Source organism: Extensimonas vulgaris (genome assembly GCF_003337425.1).
GTDB classification, from domain to species: Bacteria; Pseudomonadota; Gammaproteobacteria; order Burkholderiales; family Burkholderiaceae_C; genus Extensimonas; species Extensimonas vulgaris.
The window spans coordinates 238599-254605 of the sequence record NZ_QPJU01000004.1 but is presented as its reverse complement, the minus strand read 5'-3'; the positions used below and the strand labels follow the sequence as shown (position 1 = coordinate 254605).

Here is a 16007-nt window from a genome sequence, read left to right as displayed (position 1 = left end):
GGTCAAAGGCTTTGCACGCTCTTGCCGGCGAGCGCCTGCTGGATGCTGCGGTTCATGCGCCGTGCGGCGAAGGCTTCGGTGCCCTTGGCGAGCGCGGCCGTGGCGGCGTCGATCGCGGCCGCGTCGTCGCCCTGCAGCTGCGCGCGCAGCGCAGCCATGAGCGCGTCGATCTCGGCGCGCTCGGGCGGCGTGAGCAGGTCGCCGTCGGCGTCGATCGCACTTTGCGTGGCCAGCAGCATGCGATCGGCATCGACGCGCGCCTCGACCAGAGCGCGCGCGCGCATGTCCTGCTCGGCCGTGGCAAAACCCTCTTGCAGCATGCGCGCGATCTGCTCGTCCGACAGGCCATAAGACGGCTTGACGTCGATGTGCGCCTCGACGCCGCTCGTGAGCTCGCGCGCGCTGACCGAAAGCAGGCCGTCGGCATCGACGGTAAAGGTCACGCGGATACGCGCCACGCCCGCCGCCATGGGCGGAATGCCGCGCAGTTCGAAGCGCGCGAGGCTGCGGCAGTCCTGGGCGAGGTCGCGCTCGCCCTGCACGACGTGCAGCGCGAGCGCAGTCTGGCCATCCTGGAAGGTGGTGAAGTCCTGCGCCTTGGCTGTGGGAATGGTTTCGTTGCGCGGGATGATGCGCTCGACCAGGCCGCCCATGGTTTCCAGGCCCAGCGACAGCGGAATCACGTCGAGCAGCAGCAGGTCGTCGCCGCCCAGCGAATGGCCCGCGAGCTGGTGCGCCTGGATGGCCGCGCCCAGTGCCACAACCTCGTCGGGGTTGAGGTTGTTGAGCGGCGCACGCCCGAACAGCTGCGCCACCGCGCGCTGCACCTGCGGCATGCGCGTGGCGCCGCCGACCATGACCACGCCCTGCACTTCTTCGGGCCGCAGCTTGGCGTCGCGCAAGGCGCGGCGCACCGCGGCGAGGGTGCGCTCGGTGAGGTGTGCAGTGGCCGCCTCGAAGTCGCTGCGTTGGACTTCGATTTGCACGTTTTCGCCCGCCAGGCGTGCGCTGAACACTGCAGTTTCAGAAGCAGTCAGGGCTTCTTTGCAGGCGCGCGCGGCCAGGCGCAGCGCGGCTTTGTCGGCGGGGTCGGTCAGACTTTCGCTGCTGCGCCCGAGCCGCTGCAGCACCCAATCGGCCAGGGCCGCGTCGTAGTCGTCACCGCCCAGCGCCGAGTCGCCGCCCGTGGCGATGACCTCGAACACGCCCTTGCTCAGGCGCAGGATGGAGATGTCGAACGTGCCGCCGCCGAGGTCATAGACGGCGTAAATGCCTTCGCTCGCGTTGTCCAGCCCGTAGGCGATCGCCGCAGCCGTGGGCTCGTTGAGCAGGCGCAGCAAGTGGATGCCAGCGAGCTTGGCTGCGTCCTTGGTGGCCTGGCGCTGCGCGTCGTCGAAGTATGCGGGCACGGTGATCACGGCACCGTAGAGCTCCTGACCGAAGGTGTCTTCGGCGCGCTGGCGCAGCGTGGCAAGGATTTCGGCGCTGACTTCGACGGGCGACTTGACGCCGCCCGCCGTGGCCAGCGAGAGCATGCCGCCGCCCTGCCCTTCCCCCGCAGCGCCGGACACGAAGCTGTAGGGCAGCTGCTGCGCCTGCGCCACGTCCGCGAGCCCGCGCCCCATGAAGCGCTTGACCGAGGCGATGGTGTTGCGCGCGTCCTGCGCCTGCGCGGCCAGCGCCTCGTAGCCGATCTGCCGCCCACCCTGCGCGAGGTAACGCACGACCGAGGGCAGCAGCACGCGGCCTTGCGCGTCGGGCAGGCACTCGGGCACGCCGTTGCGCACCGCAGCAACGAGCGAATGCGTGGTGCCCAGGTCTATGCCCACGGCGATGCGCCGTTGGTGCGGGTCGGGGGATTGGCCGGGTTCGGAGATTTGCAGTAACGCCATGGAGTATCAAAAAGAGAGCTGCTTGCGCAGGCCCCGCCTTGGCTGAAGGCGGATTTCATTCAAAAACGCACGCGACGCGCACCAGTGGACTTATTCTCCCAAGGCCTCGCGCCGACGTTCCACGTCCTCGGCAAAGCGCCCAAGAAACATGAGGGCTCTGACCTCCTGCGCGGCTGCGGCCCAGTCCTGTTGCTGATCGAGCAATTCGGCACAGCGCGCGAGCGTGTCTTGCCAGGCTTGCTGCACGCTGCGCTCCAGCGCTTCGACCTCGGCGGCGCTGCGCGCCTCTTCGAGCGCCTCGCGCCACTGCATCTGCTGCAGCAGAAACTGCGCGGGCATGGCCGTGTTGTCCTCGGCACGCAGCGGCACGCCGTGCAATTCGCACAGGTAGGCGGCGCGGCGCAGCGGGTCTTTGAGGCGCTGGTAGGCCTCGTTGATGCGCACCGACCATTGCATGGCCGCGCGCTGGGCGGCAGGGCCTTGCGCGGCAAAGCGGTCGGGGTGCGCCTCGCGCTGCAGCTCTTTCCAGCGCGCATCGAGCTGCGCGCGGTCCTGCGCGAAGCGGCGTGGTACACCGAACAGTTCGAAGTCGTCCGATTGGAGGTTCATGGCAACAAAAAACCGCCAACGGCTGGCGGTCGAGCGATGGGGGAAGCGGTATGGGGCTGAGCTTATCAGACCTCGTCAGACGCGAAAGCTCTCGCCGCAGCCGCAGCGGTCGCGCTCGTTCGGGTTGTGGAACTTGAAGCCTTCGTTGAGCCCTTCGCGCACGTAGTCGAGCTCGGTGCCGTCGATGTAGGCCAGGCTCTTGGGGTCGGTCAGCACCTTCACGCCGTGGCTCTCGAAGACCACGTCTTCGGGCTGCAGCTCGTCCACGTATTCGAGCTTGTAGGCCAGGCCCGAGCAGCCCGTGGTCTTGACGCCCAGGCGCACGCCCAGGCCCTTGCCCCGGCGTTCGAGGTAGCGGCGCACGTGCCGCGCCGCAGCTTCGGTCAGCGTGATGGCCATCTCAGGCGCCTGTGGGGACAGCATGTTTTTGCTTGTAGTCTTCCACCGCGGCCTTGATCGCGTCTTCGGCCAGGATGGAGCAATGAATTTTCACGGGCGGCAGGGCCAGCTCTTCGGCGATCTGGCTGTTTTTGATGGACGTGGCCTCGTCCAGCGTCTTGCCCTTGACCCATTCGGTCACGAGCGAGGACGAGGCGATGGCCGAGCCGCAGCCGTAGGTCTTGAAGCGCGCGTCTTCGATCACGCCGGTCTGCGGATTGACCTTGATCTGCAGCTTCATGACGTCGCCGCACGCGGGTGCGCCGACCATGCCCGTACCCACGGTGTCGTCGCCCTTGTCGAACGAGCCCACGTTGCGCGGGTTTTCGTAGTGGTCAACCACTTTTTGTGAATAAGCCATGGTGAAACCTCCTTTTTCTGAATAAGCAATGACGTCAGTGCGCGGCCCACTGGATGGTGTTGAGGTCCACGCCCTCTTGGTACATCTCCCACAAGGGGCTGAGCTCGCGCAGGCGCGCCACGTTCTCGCGAATGGCCTGCACGGCGGTGTCGATCTCGGCTTCGGTGGTGAAGCGCCCCGTGCTGATGCGCAGGCTGCTGTGCGCGAGCTCGTCGCTGCGGCCCAGCGCGCGCAGCACGTAGCTGGGCTCCAGGCTCGCCGAGGTGCAGGCCGAGCCCGAGGACACGGCCAGGTTTTTGATGCCCATGATCAGCGACTCGCCCTCGACGAAGTTGAAGCTGATGTTCAGGTTGTGCGGCACGCGCTGCTGCAGGTCGCCATTGACGAACGCCTGCTCGATCTGCAACAGGCCGTCGAGCAGGCGCTTTTGCAGCGCACGCGCCTTGGCCAGGTCTTGCGCCATTTCGGCGCGCGCGATGCGGTAGGCCTCGCCCATGCCGACGATCTGGTGCGTGGGCAGCGTGCCCGAACGCAGGCCGCGCTCGTGGCCGCCGCCGTGCATCTGCGCCTCGATGCGCACGCGCGGCTTGCGCCGCAGGTACAGCGCGCCAATGCCCTTGGGGCCGTAGGTTTTGTGCGAAGCCAGGCTCATCAGGTCGACCGGCAGCGTGCGCAGGTCGATCTCGACCTTGCCCGTCGCCTGCGCCGCATCGACGTGAAACACGATGCCCTTTTCGCGGCACAGCGCGCCGATGGTGGCGATGTCCTGGATCACGCCGATTTCATTGTTCACGAGCATCACGCTCGCAAGGATGGTGTCGGGGCGCAGCGCATCCTTGAAGCGGTCGAGGTCGAGCAGGCCGTTTTCCTGCACGTCGAGGTAAGTCACCTCGAAACCCTGGCGCTCGAGCTCGCGCATGGTGTCGAGCACGGCCTTGTGCTCGGTCTTGACGGTGACAAGGTGCTTGCCCTTGCCCTGGTAGAAATGCGCTGCGCCCTTGAGCGCGAGGTTGTTGGATTCGGTCGCGCCGCTGGTCCAGACGATTTCGCGCGGATCGGCGCCGATCAGGTCGGCCACCTGCACACGCGCCTTTTCCACGGCCTCTTCGGCTTCCCAGCCCCAGGCGTGGCTGCGCGAGGCGGGGTTGCCGAAGTGGTCGTGCAGCCAGGGAATCATGGCCTCGACCACGCGCGGATCGACGGGCGTCGTGGCTGCATAGTCGAGGTAAATGGGGAGTTGCGTTTTCGTGTCCATGGTCGGCTCGGTAAAGACTCAACGAAGATTCATGCCGCCACGCGCACGGCGCTGCCGGGCGGACTGCCCTGCGCACCGCCGCGTCGCGCCCCCAGGCAAAGCAAAAGGCGCGGGCAGCAGCAGCGGTTACATCAGGATTTGGCGAAGGCGTTGCCCAGCGCGAACACCGAATTCGGTGCGTTCACACGGATCGGCTTGACCACGGGCGTGGTCGAGATCGCGCGGCGCGCGGCGGGCTTGGCTTCCACCTCGACGCCCTTGGCGAGCTGGTCATCGACGAGCTTTTGCAGCGTGACCGAGTCGAGGAACTCGACCATGCGCTGGTTCAGCGCCGACCACAACTCGTGCGTCATGCAGCGGCCCGAATCACCCAGGCAATTTTCCTTGCCGCCGCACTGCGTGGCGTCTATGGGCTCATCGACCGAGAGGATGATGTCGGCCACGGTGATTTCTTCGGGCCTGCGCGCGAGCGTGTAGCCGCCGCCAGGGCCGCGCGTGGACTCGACGAGCTCGTTGCGGCGCAGCTTGCCGAAAAGCTGCTCCAGATACGAGAGCGAAATATGCTGGCGCTGGCTGATGGCCGCGAGGGTGACGGGGCCATTGTTCTGGCGCAGGGCCAGATCGATCATGGCGGTGACTGCAAAACGACCTTTGGTTGTGAGACGCATGGCAAGCTCCTGGTAAGGCTCTTTGGTTGTCAAAAACTGCCTGCTGCAATGTGCAGGCTCCGTCCCCACCCTTTTCTTCGCCTCGGCTGCTAATAAAACCTGCCGCGACGAAGCCCTTTGTATTGGGCTGTTTTCTTCGTAATGGCTCAAATTCTAGCACAATTCCCAATCAAATTTGTCGGGATTGAAGGCAAGACCCGTTGCCTGTCAGACCGGCACGCTGTCTTCACCGTGCGCGCCGAAAGCCGCGTCCTTGAGGCGCGCGAGCTGGTCGCGCACGCGCGCGGCCTGCTCGAATTCGAGGTTGCGTGCGTGCTCGAGCATCTGCTTTTCGAGCCGCTTGATCTCGCGCGCGAGGTCTTTTTCGGACAGCGCCTCGGCCTGGGCGCGCGCGAGCGCCTCCTGCGCGAGCTGCTCGGCCGCGCGCGCCGATTTTTCGCTATAGACGCCGTCGATCAGGTCGCGCACCTGCTTGACGATGCTGCGTGGCGTGATGCCGTGCGTCTGGTTGTAGGCGATCTGTTTGGCGCGCCGGCGCTCGGTTTCGCTGATGGCTTTGCGCATGGACGCGGTGATGGTGTCGGCGTAGAGGATCGCTTTGCCGTGGGCGTTGCGCGCGGCGCGGCCAATGGTCTGGATCAGGCTGCGTTCGGCGCGCAAAAAGCCCTCTTTGTCGGCGTCCAGAATGGCCACGAGCGAGACCTCGGGAATGTCCAGCCCCTCGCGCAGCAGGTTGATGCCCACGAGCACGTCGAAGGCGCCCAGGCGCAGGTCGCGGATGATTTCCACGCGCTCTACGGTGTCCACGTCCGAGTGCAGATAGCGCACCTTCACGCCGTTGTCGCTGAGGTAGTCGGTCAGTTGCTCGGCCATGCGCTTGGTCAGCGTGGTGATGAGCACGCGCTCGTCTTTTTGCACGCGCAGGCGGATTTCCTGCAGCACGTCGTCGACCTGGTGCGTCGCTGGGCGCACTTCGACCTCGGGATCGACCAGGCCCGTGGGCCGCACGAGCTGCTCCACGACTTGGCCGGAATGGCTGAGCTCATAGTCGGCAGGCGTGGCCGAGACGAAAACCACCTGGCGCATGCGCTGCTCGAACTCCTCGAATTTGAGCGGCCGGTTGTCGAGCGCCGAGGGCAGGCGAAAGCCGTATTCGACCAGCGTGGTCTTGCGCGCGCGGTCGCCGTTGTACATGGCGTTGAGCTGGCCGACCATCTGGTGGCTCTCGTCGAGGAACATGAGCGCATCCTTGGGCAGATAGTCCACCAGCGTGCTCGGCGGCTCGCCCGGCGCCGCGCCCGAAAGATGGCGCGTGTAGTTTTCGATGCCCTTGCAGTGCCCGACTTCGCTGAGCATCTCGAGATCGAAGCGCGTGCGCTGTTCGAGCCGCTGCGCCTCCACGAGCTTGCCCTGCGCGAGCAGCTCCTGCAGCCGCTCGGCGAGCTCGATCTTGATGCTTTCGACGGCCTGCAGCACCTGCGCGCGCGGCGTGACGTAGTGGCTGCTCGGATAGACCGTGAAGCGCGGGATTTTTTGCTGGATGCGGCCCGTGAGCGGATCGAACAGCAGCAGGCTCTCGACCTCGTCGTCGAACAGCTCAATGCGCAGCGCGAGTTCGGAGTGCTCGGCCGGGAACACGTCTATGGTATCGCCGCGCACGCGGAACTTGCCGCGCTGGAAGTCTTGCTCGTTGCGCTGGTATTGCATGCGGATGAGCTGCGCGATGACGTCGCGCTGGCCCACCTGGTCGCCCACGCGCAGCGTCATGACCATCTGGTGGTAGCTTTGCGGGTCGCCGATGCCGTAGATGGCCGATACCGTGGCCACGATGACCACGTCGCGCCGCTCCATCAGGCTCTTGGTGCACGACAGGCGCATCTGCTCGATGTGCTCGTTGATCGCGCTGTCTTTTTCGATGAACAGGTCACGCTGCGGCACGTAGGCTTCGGGCTGATAGTAGTCGTAGTAGCTCACGAAATATTCGACCGCATTCTTCGGGAAAAATTCGCGAAACTCGCTGTAGAGCTGCGCCGCGAGCGTCTTGTTGGGCGCAAACACGATGGCCGGGCGGCCCAGGCGGGCGATCACGTTCGCCATGGTGAAGGTCTTGCCCGAGCCGGTTACGCCCAGCAGCGTCTGGAACACCTCGCCGTCGCGCACGCCCTGCACGAGCTGCTCGATCGCCGCGGGTTGGTCGCCCGCGGGCGGATAAGGCTGGAAAAGCGCGAAGGGCGAGTCCGGAAATTGGACGAACTCCCCTTGCGCAAGCCGGTCGGGATGGGGGGCAACAGGTGCGGCGTGCATAGTGGCTTAGCTAAAATTCGCGGTTTGCTTCGATGGAAGCCTTGCAGAGCCCTCCTCAACTGAGGGCAAGGCACGGGATTTCCACCCGAGCGACGCTTTTTACCACCCGCACTGCGCCTGAGGACTCACCATGTCTTTGTTTTCCGCCGTCACCATGGCCCCCCGCGACCCGATTCTGGGTCTGAACGAACAGTTTGCCGCCGACCCCAACCCCAACAAGGTCAACCTCGGCGTGGGCGTTTATTTCGACGACAACGGCAAGCTGCCGCTGCTGCAATGCGTGCAAAGCGCCGAAAAAGCGCTGATGGAGCAGCCCACGCCGCGCGGCTACCTGCCCATAGACGGCATCCCGGCCTACAACGCCGGCGTGAAAAACCTCGTTTTCGGCGCGGGCTCCGAGCCCCTGCAGTCGGGCCGCGTGGCCACGGTGCAGGCGCTGGGCGGCACGGGCGGGCTCAAGATCGGCGCGGATTTTCTGAAAAAACTCAACCCCAGCGCCAAGGTGCTGATCTCCGACCCGAGCTGGGAAAACCACCGCGCGCTGTTCACCCAGGCCGGCTTTGAGGTCGGCACCTACCGCTACTACGACGCCACCACGCGCAGCTTGAACTTCGAAGGCATGCTGGCCGACCTGAAGGCCGCTGCGCCGGGCACCATCGTCGTGCTGCACGCCTGCTGCCACAACCCGACGGGCTACGACCTCGACGCCGCGCAATGGAGCCAGGTGGTCGCGACCGTGCAGGCGCGCGGCCTCGTGCCCTTTCTCGACATGGCCTATCAAGGCTTTGCGCAAGGCATCGCCGAAGACGGCGCCGTGGTGGGCAAGTTCGTGGCCGCCGGGCTGCAGTGCTTCGTGGCCACCTCGTTCAGCAAAAGCTTCAGCCTGTACGGCGAGCGCGTCGGTGCGCTCTCGGTCGTCTGCGCAGACCAGGACGAAGCCGCGCGCGTGCTGAGCCAGCTCAAGATCGTGATCCGCACCAACTACTCCAACCCGCCCACGCACGGCGGCGCGGTGGTGGCCAAGGTGCTTGGCGACGCCAGCCTGCGCGCGCAGTGGGAGCAGGAGCTCGGCGCCATGCGCGGCCGCATCAAGCTCATGCGGCAAAAACTGGTCGAAGGCTTGCGGGCCGCGGGCGTGCGGCAAAACATGGACTTCATCACGCGCCAGGTCGGCATGTTCAGCTACTCGGGCCTGAGCAAAGAGCAAATGCAGCGCCTGCGCAGCGAGTTCGGCGTCTATGGCACCGACACGGGCCGCATGTGCGTGGCCGCGCTCAACAGCAAGAACATCGACTACGTTTGCCAGGCGATCGCCAAGGTGGTTTGAGCGTCACAGCGGGGGCCACACCCAAGGCCCTACCAAGCTCCCGCCAAGCCTCCAAGAAGGCCGCTGCCCAGCACCACCAGCCAGGGCGGCAGCTTCCAGAACATCAAGGCCACCAGCGCGAGCAAGGCCAGGCCAAAATCCCGCGGTGCGTGGATGGCGCTCGTCCAGACGGGCGTGTAGAGCGCGGCGAGCAGCAGCCCCACCACCGCGGCATTGATGCCAAAAAGTGCCTTTCGCGCCCGTGTATCGTGCCTCAGTAGCTTCCAAAACGGAAGCGCACCGAGCACCAGCAGGAAGCTCGGCGCAAAAATCGCCGCGAGGCACAGCAGTCCGCCCCACCAGCCCGACGGCGCCACATTCATCGCGGCTCCCAGAAAAGCTGCAAACGTGAACAGCGGCCCGGGCACCGCCTGTGCCGCGCCGTAGCCCGCCAAAAAAGCCTCCTGGCTCACCCATCCCGGCGGCACGACTTCGGCCTGCAGCAGCGGCAGCACGACATGGCCGCCACCGAACACCAGGGCGCCGGCGCGGTAAAAAGCATCGACCAGGCGCAAGGTCTGGCTTGGCCAAGCCGCGGCCAGCGCCGGCAGGCCGAACAGCAGCACGAAAAACAAGGCCAGCCAGACGGCTCCAGCACGCCGCCCCATGGCGATGGGCAAGCCTGCATGCCAAGGAGCCTGTCGGACTTTGGAATCGTCGGCTGCGAATGCGCCGCTGCGGCGCATTCTCGCTATCGACGCCCAAAGCCCGAAAGGCTCCTGAACGCAGCGCACGACGGCGCGCGTGAAAAACAGTGTTTTTCGCTGCGAATCGCTCACGCAACCGTGAGTTGCACGTCGATGTTGCCGCGCGTGGCGTTCGAATAGGGGCAGATCTCGTGCGCGGCGGCCACCAGTTGCTCGGCCGCGGCTTTGTCCATACCGGGCAGCTGGATGCGCATGCGCACGGCAATACCGTAGGCCTGCCCGACCGGGCCGAGATCGACTTCCGCGTCGACGGACAAATCGGCAGGCAGGGTGATCTTCTCACGCATGGCGACGGCTTTCATCGCGCCGATGAAGCACGCCGAATACCCGGCCGCAAACAGCTGTTCAGGGTTGGTACCCTTGCCCGCCGTTCCCGGGGGCGACATGGTGATGTCAAGGCGCCCATCGTCGCTGCGCGCTGCGCCTTCGCGTCCGCCGGTGGTGTGGGTGCGTGCGGTATAGAGAACTTTGTCCAGTGAAGCCATGGTGAAAACTCCTTCGAGGTGGTGAATGCTTTCTAAGAAAGCGGGGGTGAAAACGGCAAAAACCGGGGCAGATCGAAAATGCAAACCATGGCGAGCCATGGGTGAGGCGGCTAATCGCCCACCTTCAGAAGGCGTGCGCGCAGCGCTTGCAAAGACTGTGTCAGCGCTTGCAAATCGGCCACATCGCACTGCGTTTGCTGTAGCAATTGCGCAGGTATCAGCTCGGCCTGTGCACGCAGGGCGCGGCCAGTGTCGGTGAGGGTGACGTGAACGCGGCGTTCGTCGGCGCTGTCGCGCTCGCGCTGCAGCAGACCCGCAGACTGCATGCGCTTGAGCAAGGGCGTGAGCGTGCCGGAATCAAGAAAAAGGCGCTCACCGAGTTCCGAGACCGTACAGCCGTCGCGCTCCCACAGCGCCAGCATGACGAGGTATTGCGGGTACGTCAGCCCGAGCGCATCGAGCAAGGGCTTGTAGCGTTTGGTCATGGCCAGCGAAGTCGAATACAGCGCAAAACACAGTTGCGCATCGAGTTGCAAACCGATGTTGTGCTGCACTGGAGATGAACTGTTGGGCATGGCTAGAATTATAGGACACAATTTAGTTGTACAAAATTTAATTTTTGTAAATTAGGATGGGCAGCAAGCTATGTCGCTCGACCCTTTGATGCGGCAGGGGGCTTGCGCTTGCAACCGCGACTCGTCATCACCCCCCCATCCACGTGAACAGCGGGTTTCGGCCTAGCTGGCGTTCATCGTGCAAAACGTAGACCAGTGCATTTTTCCCAGAAAAATCAACATGGCACAGTCGCACATTGAACGATCAGTGGGCGCCCCGCCTCGAAGGGCTGCCGCAAGAGCGCATGCGATGCTCCAGGCCCTTCCCGAGCGTCAAGACGCCGACGGGGCGCAGCGCCGGATCATGGCGCGCACGGACATCTCGGTACAAATGCCTATCGCAAACGCCACAAGCTTGTGGCCTTCCTCAACCAGCAAAAGCCCAGCGCCCTCTCAGGCGACGTCGAAGCCGACGAAACCTTGTTTCCCGTGTTTCAAGAAGCCGTGAGGCATCCGTGAACCAAGCATCAACCCCCATCGCGCAGGGCTTTTCGTAGCCGATCGTGGCATGGGGGTTTCTCGACTCAGGCTCAGCGATGTAAAACTTTTTGGGTATGGTTTGGGACTCAAATAGCAAGGAGGTTTCCATCATGCAATACCGTAAATTGGGCCGCTCCGGCCTCCTCGTATCGGAGCTTTGCTTTGGCAGCATGAGCTTTGGCGCAGCCGGTTACTGGGAGAAAATCGGCGGCCTCGACCAGCAAGCGGCCCAGCGACTGGTCGACATTGCCCTCGATGCCGGTGTCAATTTTTTTGATACAGCCGATGTCTATTCGTACGGTCAATCCGAAGAAATCCTCGGCAAGGCGCTCGGGTCGCGACGTGATCGGGTCGTGCTCGCCACCAAGGTGCGCGGGCGCATGAGCCCAGAGATCAACGACGTCGGCCTGAGTCGCAAGCACATCATCCAGAGTTGTGAGAACAGCCTGCGCCGGCTCGGAACCGACTATATTGACCTTTACATCGTCCACAGCTTCGATTTTCTGACCCCGCTCGAGGAGACGCTGTCGACCCTGGACGATTTGGTGCGTCAAGGCAAGGTGCGGTATCTCGGCTGTTCGAATTTCTTCGCCTGGCAACTCATGAAGTCGCTCGCCCTTTCCGAGAAGTACCTCTGGGAGAAATTCATCTCTCTCCAAGCGCACTATTCGCTGGTTGCGCGCGATGTCGAATACGAACTGGCACCCCTGTGCGAAGACCAAGGGCTGGGTCTGACCCCCTGGTCGCCGCTCGCCTCCGGATTCCTGACCGGGAAGTACCCCCGGGGCGGCAAGGGCCCTGCCGACGCCCGCCGCAGCAAGGAAGAGCAGAACTTCCTCCAACTCGACGAAGACAAGGCCTACGCCATCCTCGATGTCGTGGAGCGCATCGCCGCCCAGCGCAACGTCAGTCCGGCGCAAGTTTCCCTCAATTACTTGCTGCGCAAATCGCCGGTTTGCTCCGTCATCATCGGCGCCACCAAGCCCGAGCAACTGCACGACAACCTCAGGAGCGCCGATTGGGTCCTGACCGGCGACGAGATGCGCATGCTTGACGAGGTCTCCCAGCCATCACGGCTCTATCCGAAGTGGATGCTAGATTTCACCCGGCTGGATCGAGACAACCCGAACATGTTGCTTTGAACCCAGATTGTTCATTAGGACGCGGGACGATGGCGAGGCGGCTGGCGAGGCAGTTTGGTCGCGGCTGAGAAGTCCATGGCCGGTGCCATGGACGAAGAAGCAGCGGCCAAAATGACCGTCAGACGCCCGCCAACGCCCGCGTAGGTGCCAAGCACCGCCTCATGGACAATCTGGGTTTATCCCACTGCCGTTGAAAAAGCATCCGCTCACCCGCCGCGCAGTGCTGCACGCAGTTGCGCGTCAATCTCGGGGCGCTCGGCAAACGGGTCGGTGGGGTTGCGCGCCAGCAGGATGTCTTCCATGCGGTTGCGCACGCCGCCCAGTGCGTGCGGGTGGCTGTAGATGTAGAACTGGTCTTTGGCCACGGCGTCGAACACCTTTTGCGCGACTTCGGCGGCCGAGACTTTGCTGCCGCGCACAGCCTTGTCGGTCATGGCCTGGCCTATGCGCTGGCTTGGCGTGGGCGCGGCGCCGGGCAAGTCTTCGGGGCGGTTGCGCTCGCTCTGGCCTATGCCGGTGGCGACGTAATACGGGCACAGCACGCTCGCGCTCACCTGGTCGGTGACGAGGCGCAAGTCCTGGTACAGCGTTTCGGTGAGCGCCACCACGGCGTGCTTGCTGACGTTGTAAATGCCCATGTTCGGCGGCGTGAGCAGTCCGGCCATGCTCGCGGTATTGACGATGTGGCCGCGCCAGGCGGCATCCTGGCGCGCCGCGGCGAGCATCATGGGCGTGAACAGGCGCACGCCGTGGATCACGCCCCAGAGGTTCACGCCCAGCACCCATTCCCAGTCCTGCACGGTGTTTTCCCACAGCAAGCCCGCCGTGGCCACGCCCGCGTTGTTGAAGACGAAATGCGGCGCGCCGAAGCGCTCGGCCACGGCGTCGGCAAGCGCCTGCATCTGCGCCGCGTCGGACACATCGATGCGCCGCGCAAGCACCGGCACGCCTGCGGCCTGCGCCTCGGCGGCGGCGGCGTCAAGCGCGTCCTGCTGCACATCGACGAGCACGAGCTGCATGCCCAGCCGCGCGCCCAGGCGTGCGCACTCGCGCCCGAAGCCCGAACCCGCGCCCGTGAGCACGGCGGTTTTGCCTTGAAAATTTTCGATCATCGCCCTGCTCCGTTTTAGGGCTACATCAGATCAGCTTGACGAGTTGCTTGCCCAGGTTCCTGCCCTTGAGCATGCCGAGGAACGCCTCGGGCGCGGCGGCGAGGCCTTGCGCGATGGTCTCGCGCGGGCGCAGCTTGCCGCTTGCGACCAGGCCGGTGAGCTCTTGCAGCGCCTGCGGCCAGACGTCCATGTGCTCGCTGACGATGAAGCCCTCGAGGCGCATGCGCTGTGTGAGGATCAGCGCGGGGTAGCTCATGGGCAGCGGCTGGCCGTCGTAGCCCGCGATCATGCCGCACAGGGCCATGCGGCTGAAGGCGTTCATGCGCAGCATCACCGCGTCCATGATCCAGCCGCCCACGTTTTCGAAGTACCCGTCTATGCCTTGCGGGCAGTCCTGCTGCAGGACACGCGCGAGCGATTGCGTGTCGCCCTGGTGGAGTTTGTAGTCTATGCAGGCGTCGAAGCCCAGTTCATCGAGCGCGTAGCGGCATTTTTCGCTGCCGCCCGCGATGCCCACGACGCGACAGCCGCGCGCCTTGGCGAGCGCGGCAAAGGCGCTGCCCACGGCGCCCGTGGCGGCGCTGACCACCAGCGTGTCGCCGGCCTTGGGCGCGATGATCTTCACGAGACCGTACCAGGCCGTGACGCCCGGCATGCCCACGGCGCCGAGGTAGTACGACAGCGGCACCTGGCGCGTATCGACCTTGCGCAGCACGCCGGGCTGGCGCGCATCGACCACGCTGTATTCCTGCCAGCCGCCCATGCCCACCACCTGGTCGCCCACGGCGTAGTCAGGGTGGCGGCTTTCGACCACCTCGCCCACGGTGGCGCCGATCATGACCTCACCCAGCGGCTGCGGCGGCGCGTAGCTCTTGCCCGCGTTCATGCGCCCGCGCATGTACGGGTCCAGGCTCAGGTAGTGGTGGCGCACGAGCACCTGCCCTTCTTGCAGCGGCGGGGTTTCGGTGACGACGAGCTGAAAGTTGTCCACCGTGGCTTCGCCTTGCGGGCGGCTCGCGAGCAGGATTTGCGTGTTGCGTGGCATGGTGAGCTCCTGATTACTATGGTTTGAATAGCTGCTCGCGCTTGCCCTTCAAGCGCAAAGCGGCTTTTTCATCGAAATTTCTCGGGCCTCAATCGGTGTAGATCACGGGTTGCGCGGTCTGCTCACCCGCGGGCGGCTGGCGTGGTACGAATTTGAAGGTACCCGTGGCGTGACTGCACGCGCGCCCCGTGGCGTCATAGACCATGCCTTCGACAAAGGCCATGCGCGCGGTGCGGTGCAGCACGCGGCCCTTGGCCAGCAGCGCGCCGCGCCCGGCCTGCATGAAGCTGGTTTTCATCTCGATGGTGACCACGCCGAGCTCGGGCGTCTGGCTGCGCGCAGCCGTGGCCATGGCCACGTCGAGCAAGGTCATGGTGGCGCCGCCGTGCGCCACGGCAAAGGAATTCATGTGCTCGGGGCGCACGTCGAAAAACACCTCGGACTCACCGTTTTCCATACGGCGCACGACCAAGCCCAGGTGCTGCACGAAAGGCACATCCACTGGAATACCGGACACGAAAAACTCCTCCAAAGCATGCCCCACCGTGCCACGTCAGAGGGCGCGGCAGGCAGCGCAATACAGAAAAATGCGGGTAAAACGGCGCGATCGCAGCAGCGCTCAGCCGTTGATCACCGCGCTCACGCCGCCATCGACGGCAAGCCACTGGCCCGTGATGTGCTTGCCCGCGTCGCTCGCGTAGAGCACCGTGATGCCCTTGAGGTCTTCGTCGTCGCCCAGGCGGCGCAACGGGGCGTTTTCGCGCAGTTTTTCCTCGCCCATGATCTCCATCAGGCCGCGGGCCATCTTGGTCTTGAAAAAGCCCGGGCAGATCGCGTTCACCGTGATGTTGAAGCGTCCCCACTCGGCCGCCAGCGCGCGCGTGAAGTTGATCACCGCGCCCTTGGAGGTGTTGTAGGCGATGGTTTTCATGTCGCTGGGGTTGCCGCCCAGGCCCGCGATGGAGGCGATATTGATGATGCGGCCACCGCGCTGCGGGATCATGCTGCGGTTGGCGATGAGCTGGCTCAGGATGAAGTAGCCGCGCACGTTGAGGTTCATGACCTTGTCCCAGGCGTCGAGCGGGTGCTCCTCGGCGGGCGCACCCCAGGTGGCACCGGCGTTGTTCACGAGGATGTGCACGTCGCCCACGCGCTGCAGGGTTTCATCGACGAGGCGCTGGATTTCGGACTCCTGCGCGCAGTCGGCGGCGATCCAGCGCGCGTCGATACCGGCGTCTTGCAGCTCGGCCGCAGCTTTTTCGAGATCGGATGCCTTGCGCGAGGTGAGCATGATGCGCGCCCCGGCTTCGCCCAGCGCATGGGCCATTTGCAGGCCCAGGCCACGCGAGCCGCCGGTGACCAGCGCGGTCTTGCCGGTGAGGTCGAACAGTTGTTGCACGGTACGGGTCATGGGGTGTCTCCTGAAAAGCGAAAACCAAAAGGAAGAAAAAATGGCCGGTGCAGCACTTGCATCAGCCCGCGCCATTGTGCAGCCAACACCGCACGCCCGCTGTCGCCTGGGCGATTGG

15 protein-coding genes and 1 pseudogene are annotated in these 16007 nt (G+C 64.8%); 2 read left to right on the top strand and 14 right to left on the bottom strand.

Going from position 1 to position 16007, the window contains the following annotated elements:
• Positions 1–2 precede the first annotated feature (2 nt).
• The 7 genes from hscA to uvrB form a co-directional block, all read right to left on the bottom strand.
• Positions 3–1892, bottom strand: coding sequence for a Fe-S protein assembly chaperone HscA (hscA, locus tag DFR45_RS08260; RefSeq protein ID WP_114483214.1), 1890 nt, complete (start codon positions 1890–1892; stop codon positions 3–5).
• Between the two features lie 90 nt (positions 1893–1982).
• A complete protein-coding gene (gene hscB, locus DFR45_RS08255) occupies positions 1983–2501 on the bottom strand; it encodes a Fe-S protein assembly co-chaperone HscB (protein WP_114483213.1) in 519 nt (172 codons plus the stop codon).
• Between the two features lie 75 nt (positions 2502–2576).
• The gene (iscA, locus tag DFR45_RS08250) at positions 2577–2900 is read right to left on the bottom strand and encodes an iron-sulfur cluster assembly protein IscA (RefSeq protein WP_114483212.1); all 324 of its coding nucleotides are present in this window, start codon (positions 2898–2900) and stop codon (positions 2577–2579) included.
• A 1-nt stretch (position 2901) separates the two neighbouring features.
• A complete protein-coding gene (gene iscU, locus DFR45_RS08245; RefSeq protein ID WP_114483211.1) occupies positions 2902–3300 on the bottom strand; it encodes a Fe-S cluster assembly scaffold IscU in 399 nt (132 codons plus the stop codon).
• A 34-nt stretch (positions 3301–3334) separates the two neighbouring features.
• Positions 3335–4555 carry an IscS subfamily cysteine desulfurase gene (locus DFR45_RS08240; RefSeq protein WP_114483210.1) on the bottom strand — a complete coding sequence of 407 codons (1221 nt, stop codon included), beginning with the start codon at positions 4553–4555 and terminating at the stop codon, positions 3335–3337.
• 131 nt (positions 4556–4686) lie between these two features.
• Positions 4687–5223, bottom strand: coding sequence for a Fe-S cluster assembly transcriptional regulator IscR (gene iscR / locus DFR45_RS08235; RefSeq protein WP_114483209.1), 537 nt, complete (start codon positions 5221–5223; stop codon positions 4687–4689).
• Between the two features lie 207 nt (positions 5224–5430).
• Positions 5431–7527 (bottom strand): excinuclease ABC subunit UvrB, encoded by a 2097-nt coding sequence (gene uvrB / locus DFR45_RS08230; RefSeq protein ID WP_114483208.1) that lies wholly within the window; start codon positions 7525–7527, stop codon positions 5431–5433.
• A gap of 130 nt (positions 7528–7657) precedes the next feature.
• Here uvrB and DFR45_RS08225 point away from each other — a divergent pair, with 130 nt between their 5' ends.
• Positions 7658–8854, top strand: coding sequence for an amino acid aminotransferase (locus DFR45_RS08225; protein ID WP_114483207.1), 1197 nt, complete (start codon positions 7658–7660; stop codon positions 8852–8854).
• 29 nt (positions 8855–8883) lie between these two features.
• On the opposite strand, the pseudogene DFR45_RS08220 reads toward DFR45_RS08225, so the two are convergent.
• From DFR45_RS08220 to DFR45_RS08210, 3 genes and pseudogenes are all read right to left on the bottom strand, one after another.
• Positions 8884–9666 (bottom strand): annotated as a pseudogene (locus tag DFR45_RS08220) (chromate transporter); the annotation flags it as partial.
• 2 nt (positions 9667–9668) lie between these two features.
• The gene (locus tag DFR45_RS08215; RefSeq protein WP_114483206.1) at positions 9669–10085 is read right to left on the bottom strand and encodes an organic hydroperoxide resistance protein; all 417 of its coding nucleotides are present in this window, start codon (positions 10083–10085) and stop codon (positions 9669–9671) included.
• A 110-nt stretch (positions 10086–10195) separates the two neighbouring features.
• Complete coding sequence (locus tag DFR45_RS08210) at positions 10196–10660, bottom strand: MarR family winged helix-turn-helix transcriptional regulator (protein ID WP_114483205.1); 465 nt, start codon at positions 10658–10660, stop codon at positions 10196–10198.
• Positions 10661–11289: 629 nt separating this feature from the next.
• On the opposite strand from DFR45_RS08210, the gene DFR45_RS08205 reads away from it, so the two are divergent.
• Entirely contained in the window at positions 11290–12321 is a 1032-nt protein-coding gene (locus DFR45_RS08205) for an aldo/keto reductase (protein ID WP_114483252.1), read from the top strand.
• A 206-nt stretch (positions 12322–12527) separates the two neighbouring features.
• Here the strand turns inward: DFR45_RS08205 and DFR45_RS08200 are convergent, their stop codons facing one another.
• The 4 genes from DFR45_RS08200 to DFR45_RS08185 all read right to left on the bottom strand — a co-directional run bounded on the left by DFR45_RS08200 (position 12528) and on the right by DFR45_RS08185 (position 15889).
• Entirely contained in the window at positions 12528–13433 is a 906-nt protein-coding gene (locus DFR45_RS08200; RefSeq protein ID WP_114483204.1) for an SDR family oxidoreductase, read from the bottom strand.
• Between the two features lie 25 nt (positions 13434–13458).
• Complete coding sequence (locus DFR45_RS08195) at positions 13459–14478, bottom strand: NADP-dependent oxidoreductase (protein ID WP_114483203.1); 1020 nt, start codon at positions 14476–14478, stop codon at positions 13459–13461.
• Positions 14479–14566: 88 nt separating this feature from the next.
• On the bottom strand, positions 14567–14995 hold the full coding sequence (locus DFR45_RS08190; RefSeq protein WP_114483251.1) for a PaaI family thioesterase: 429 nt from the start codon (positions 14993–14995) through the stop codon (positions 14567–14569).
• Positions 14996–15097: 102 nt separating this feature from the next.
• Positions 15098–15889 (bottom strand): SDR family oxidoreductase, encoded by a 792-nt coding sequence (locus DFR45_RS08185; protein ID WP_114483202.1) that lies wholly within the window; start codon positions 15887–15889, stop codon positions 15098–15100.
• Positions 15890–16007 lie beyond the last annotated feature (118 nt).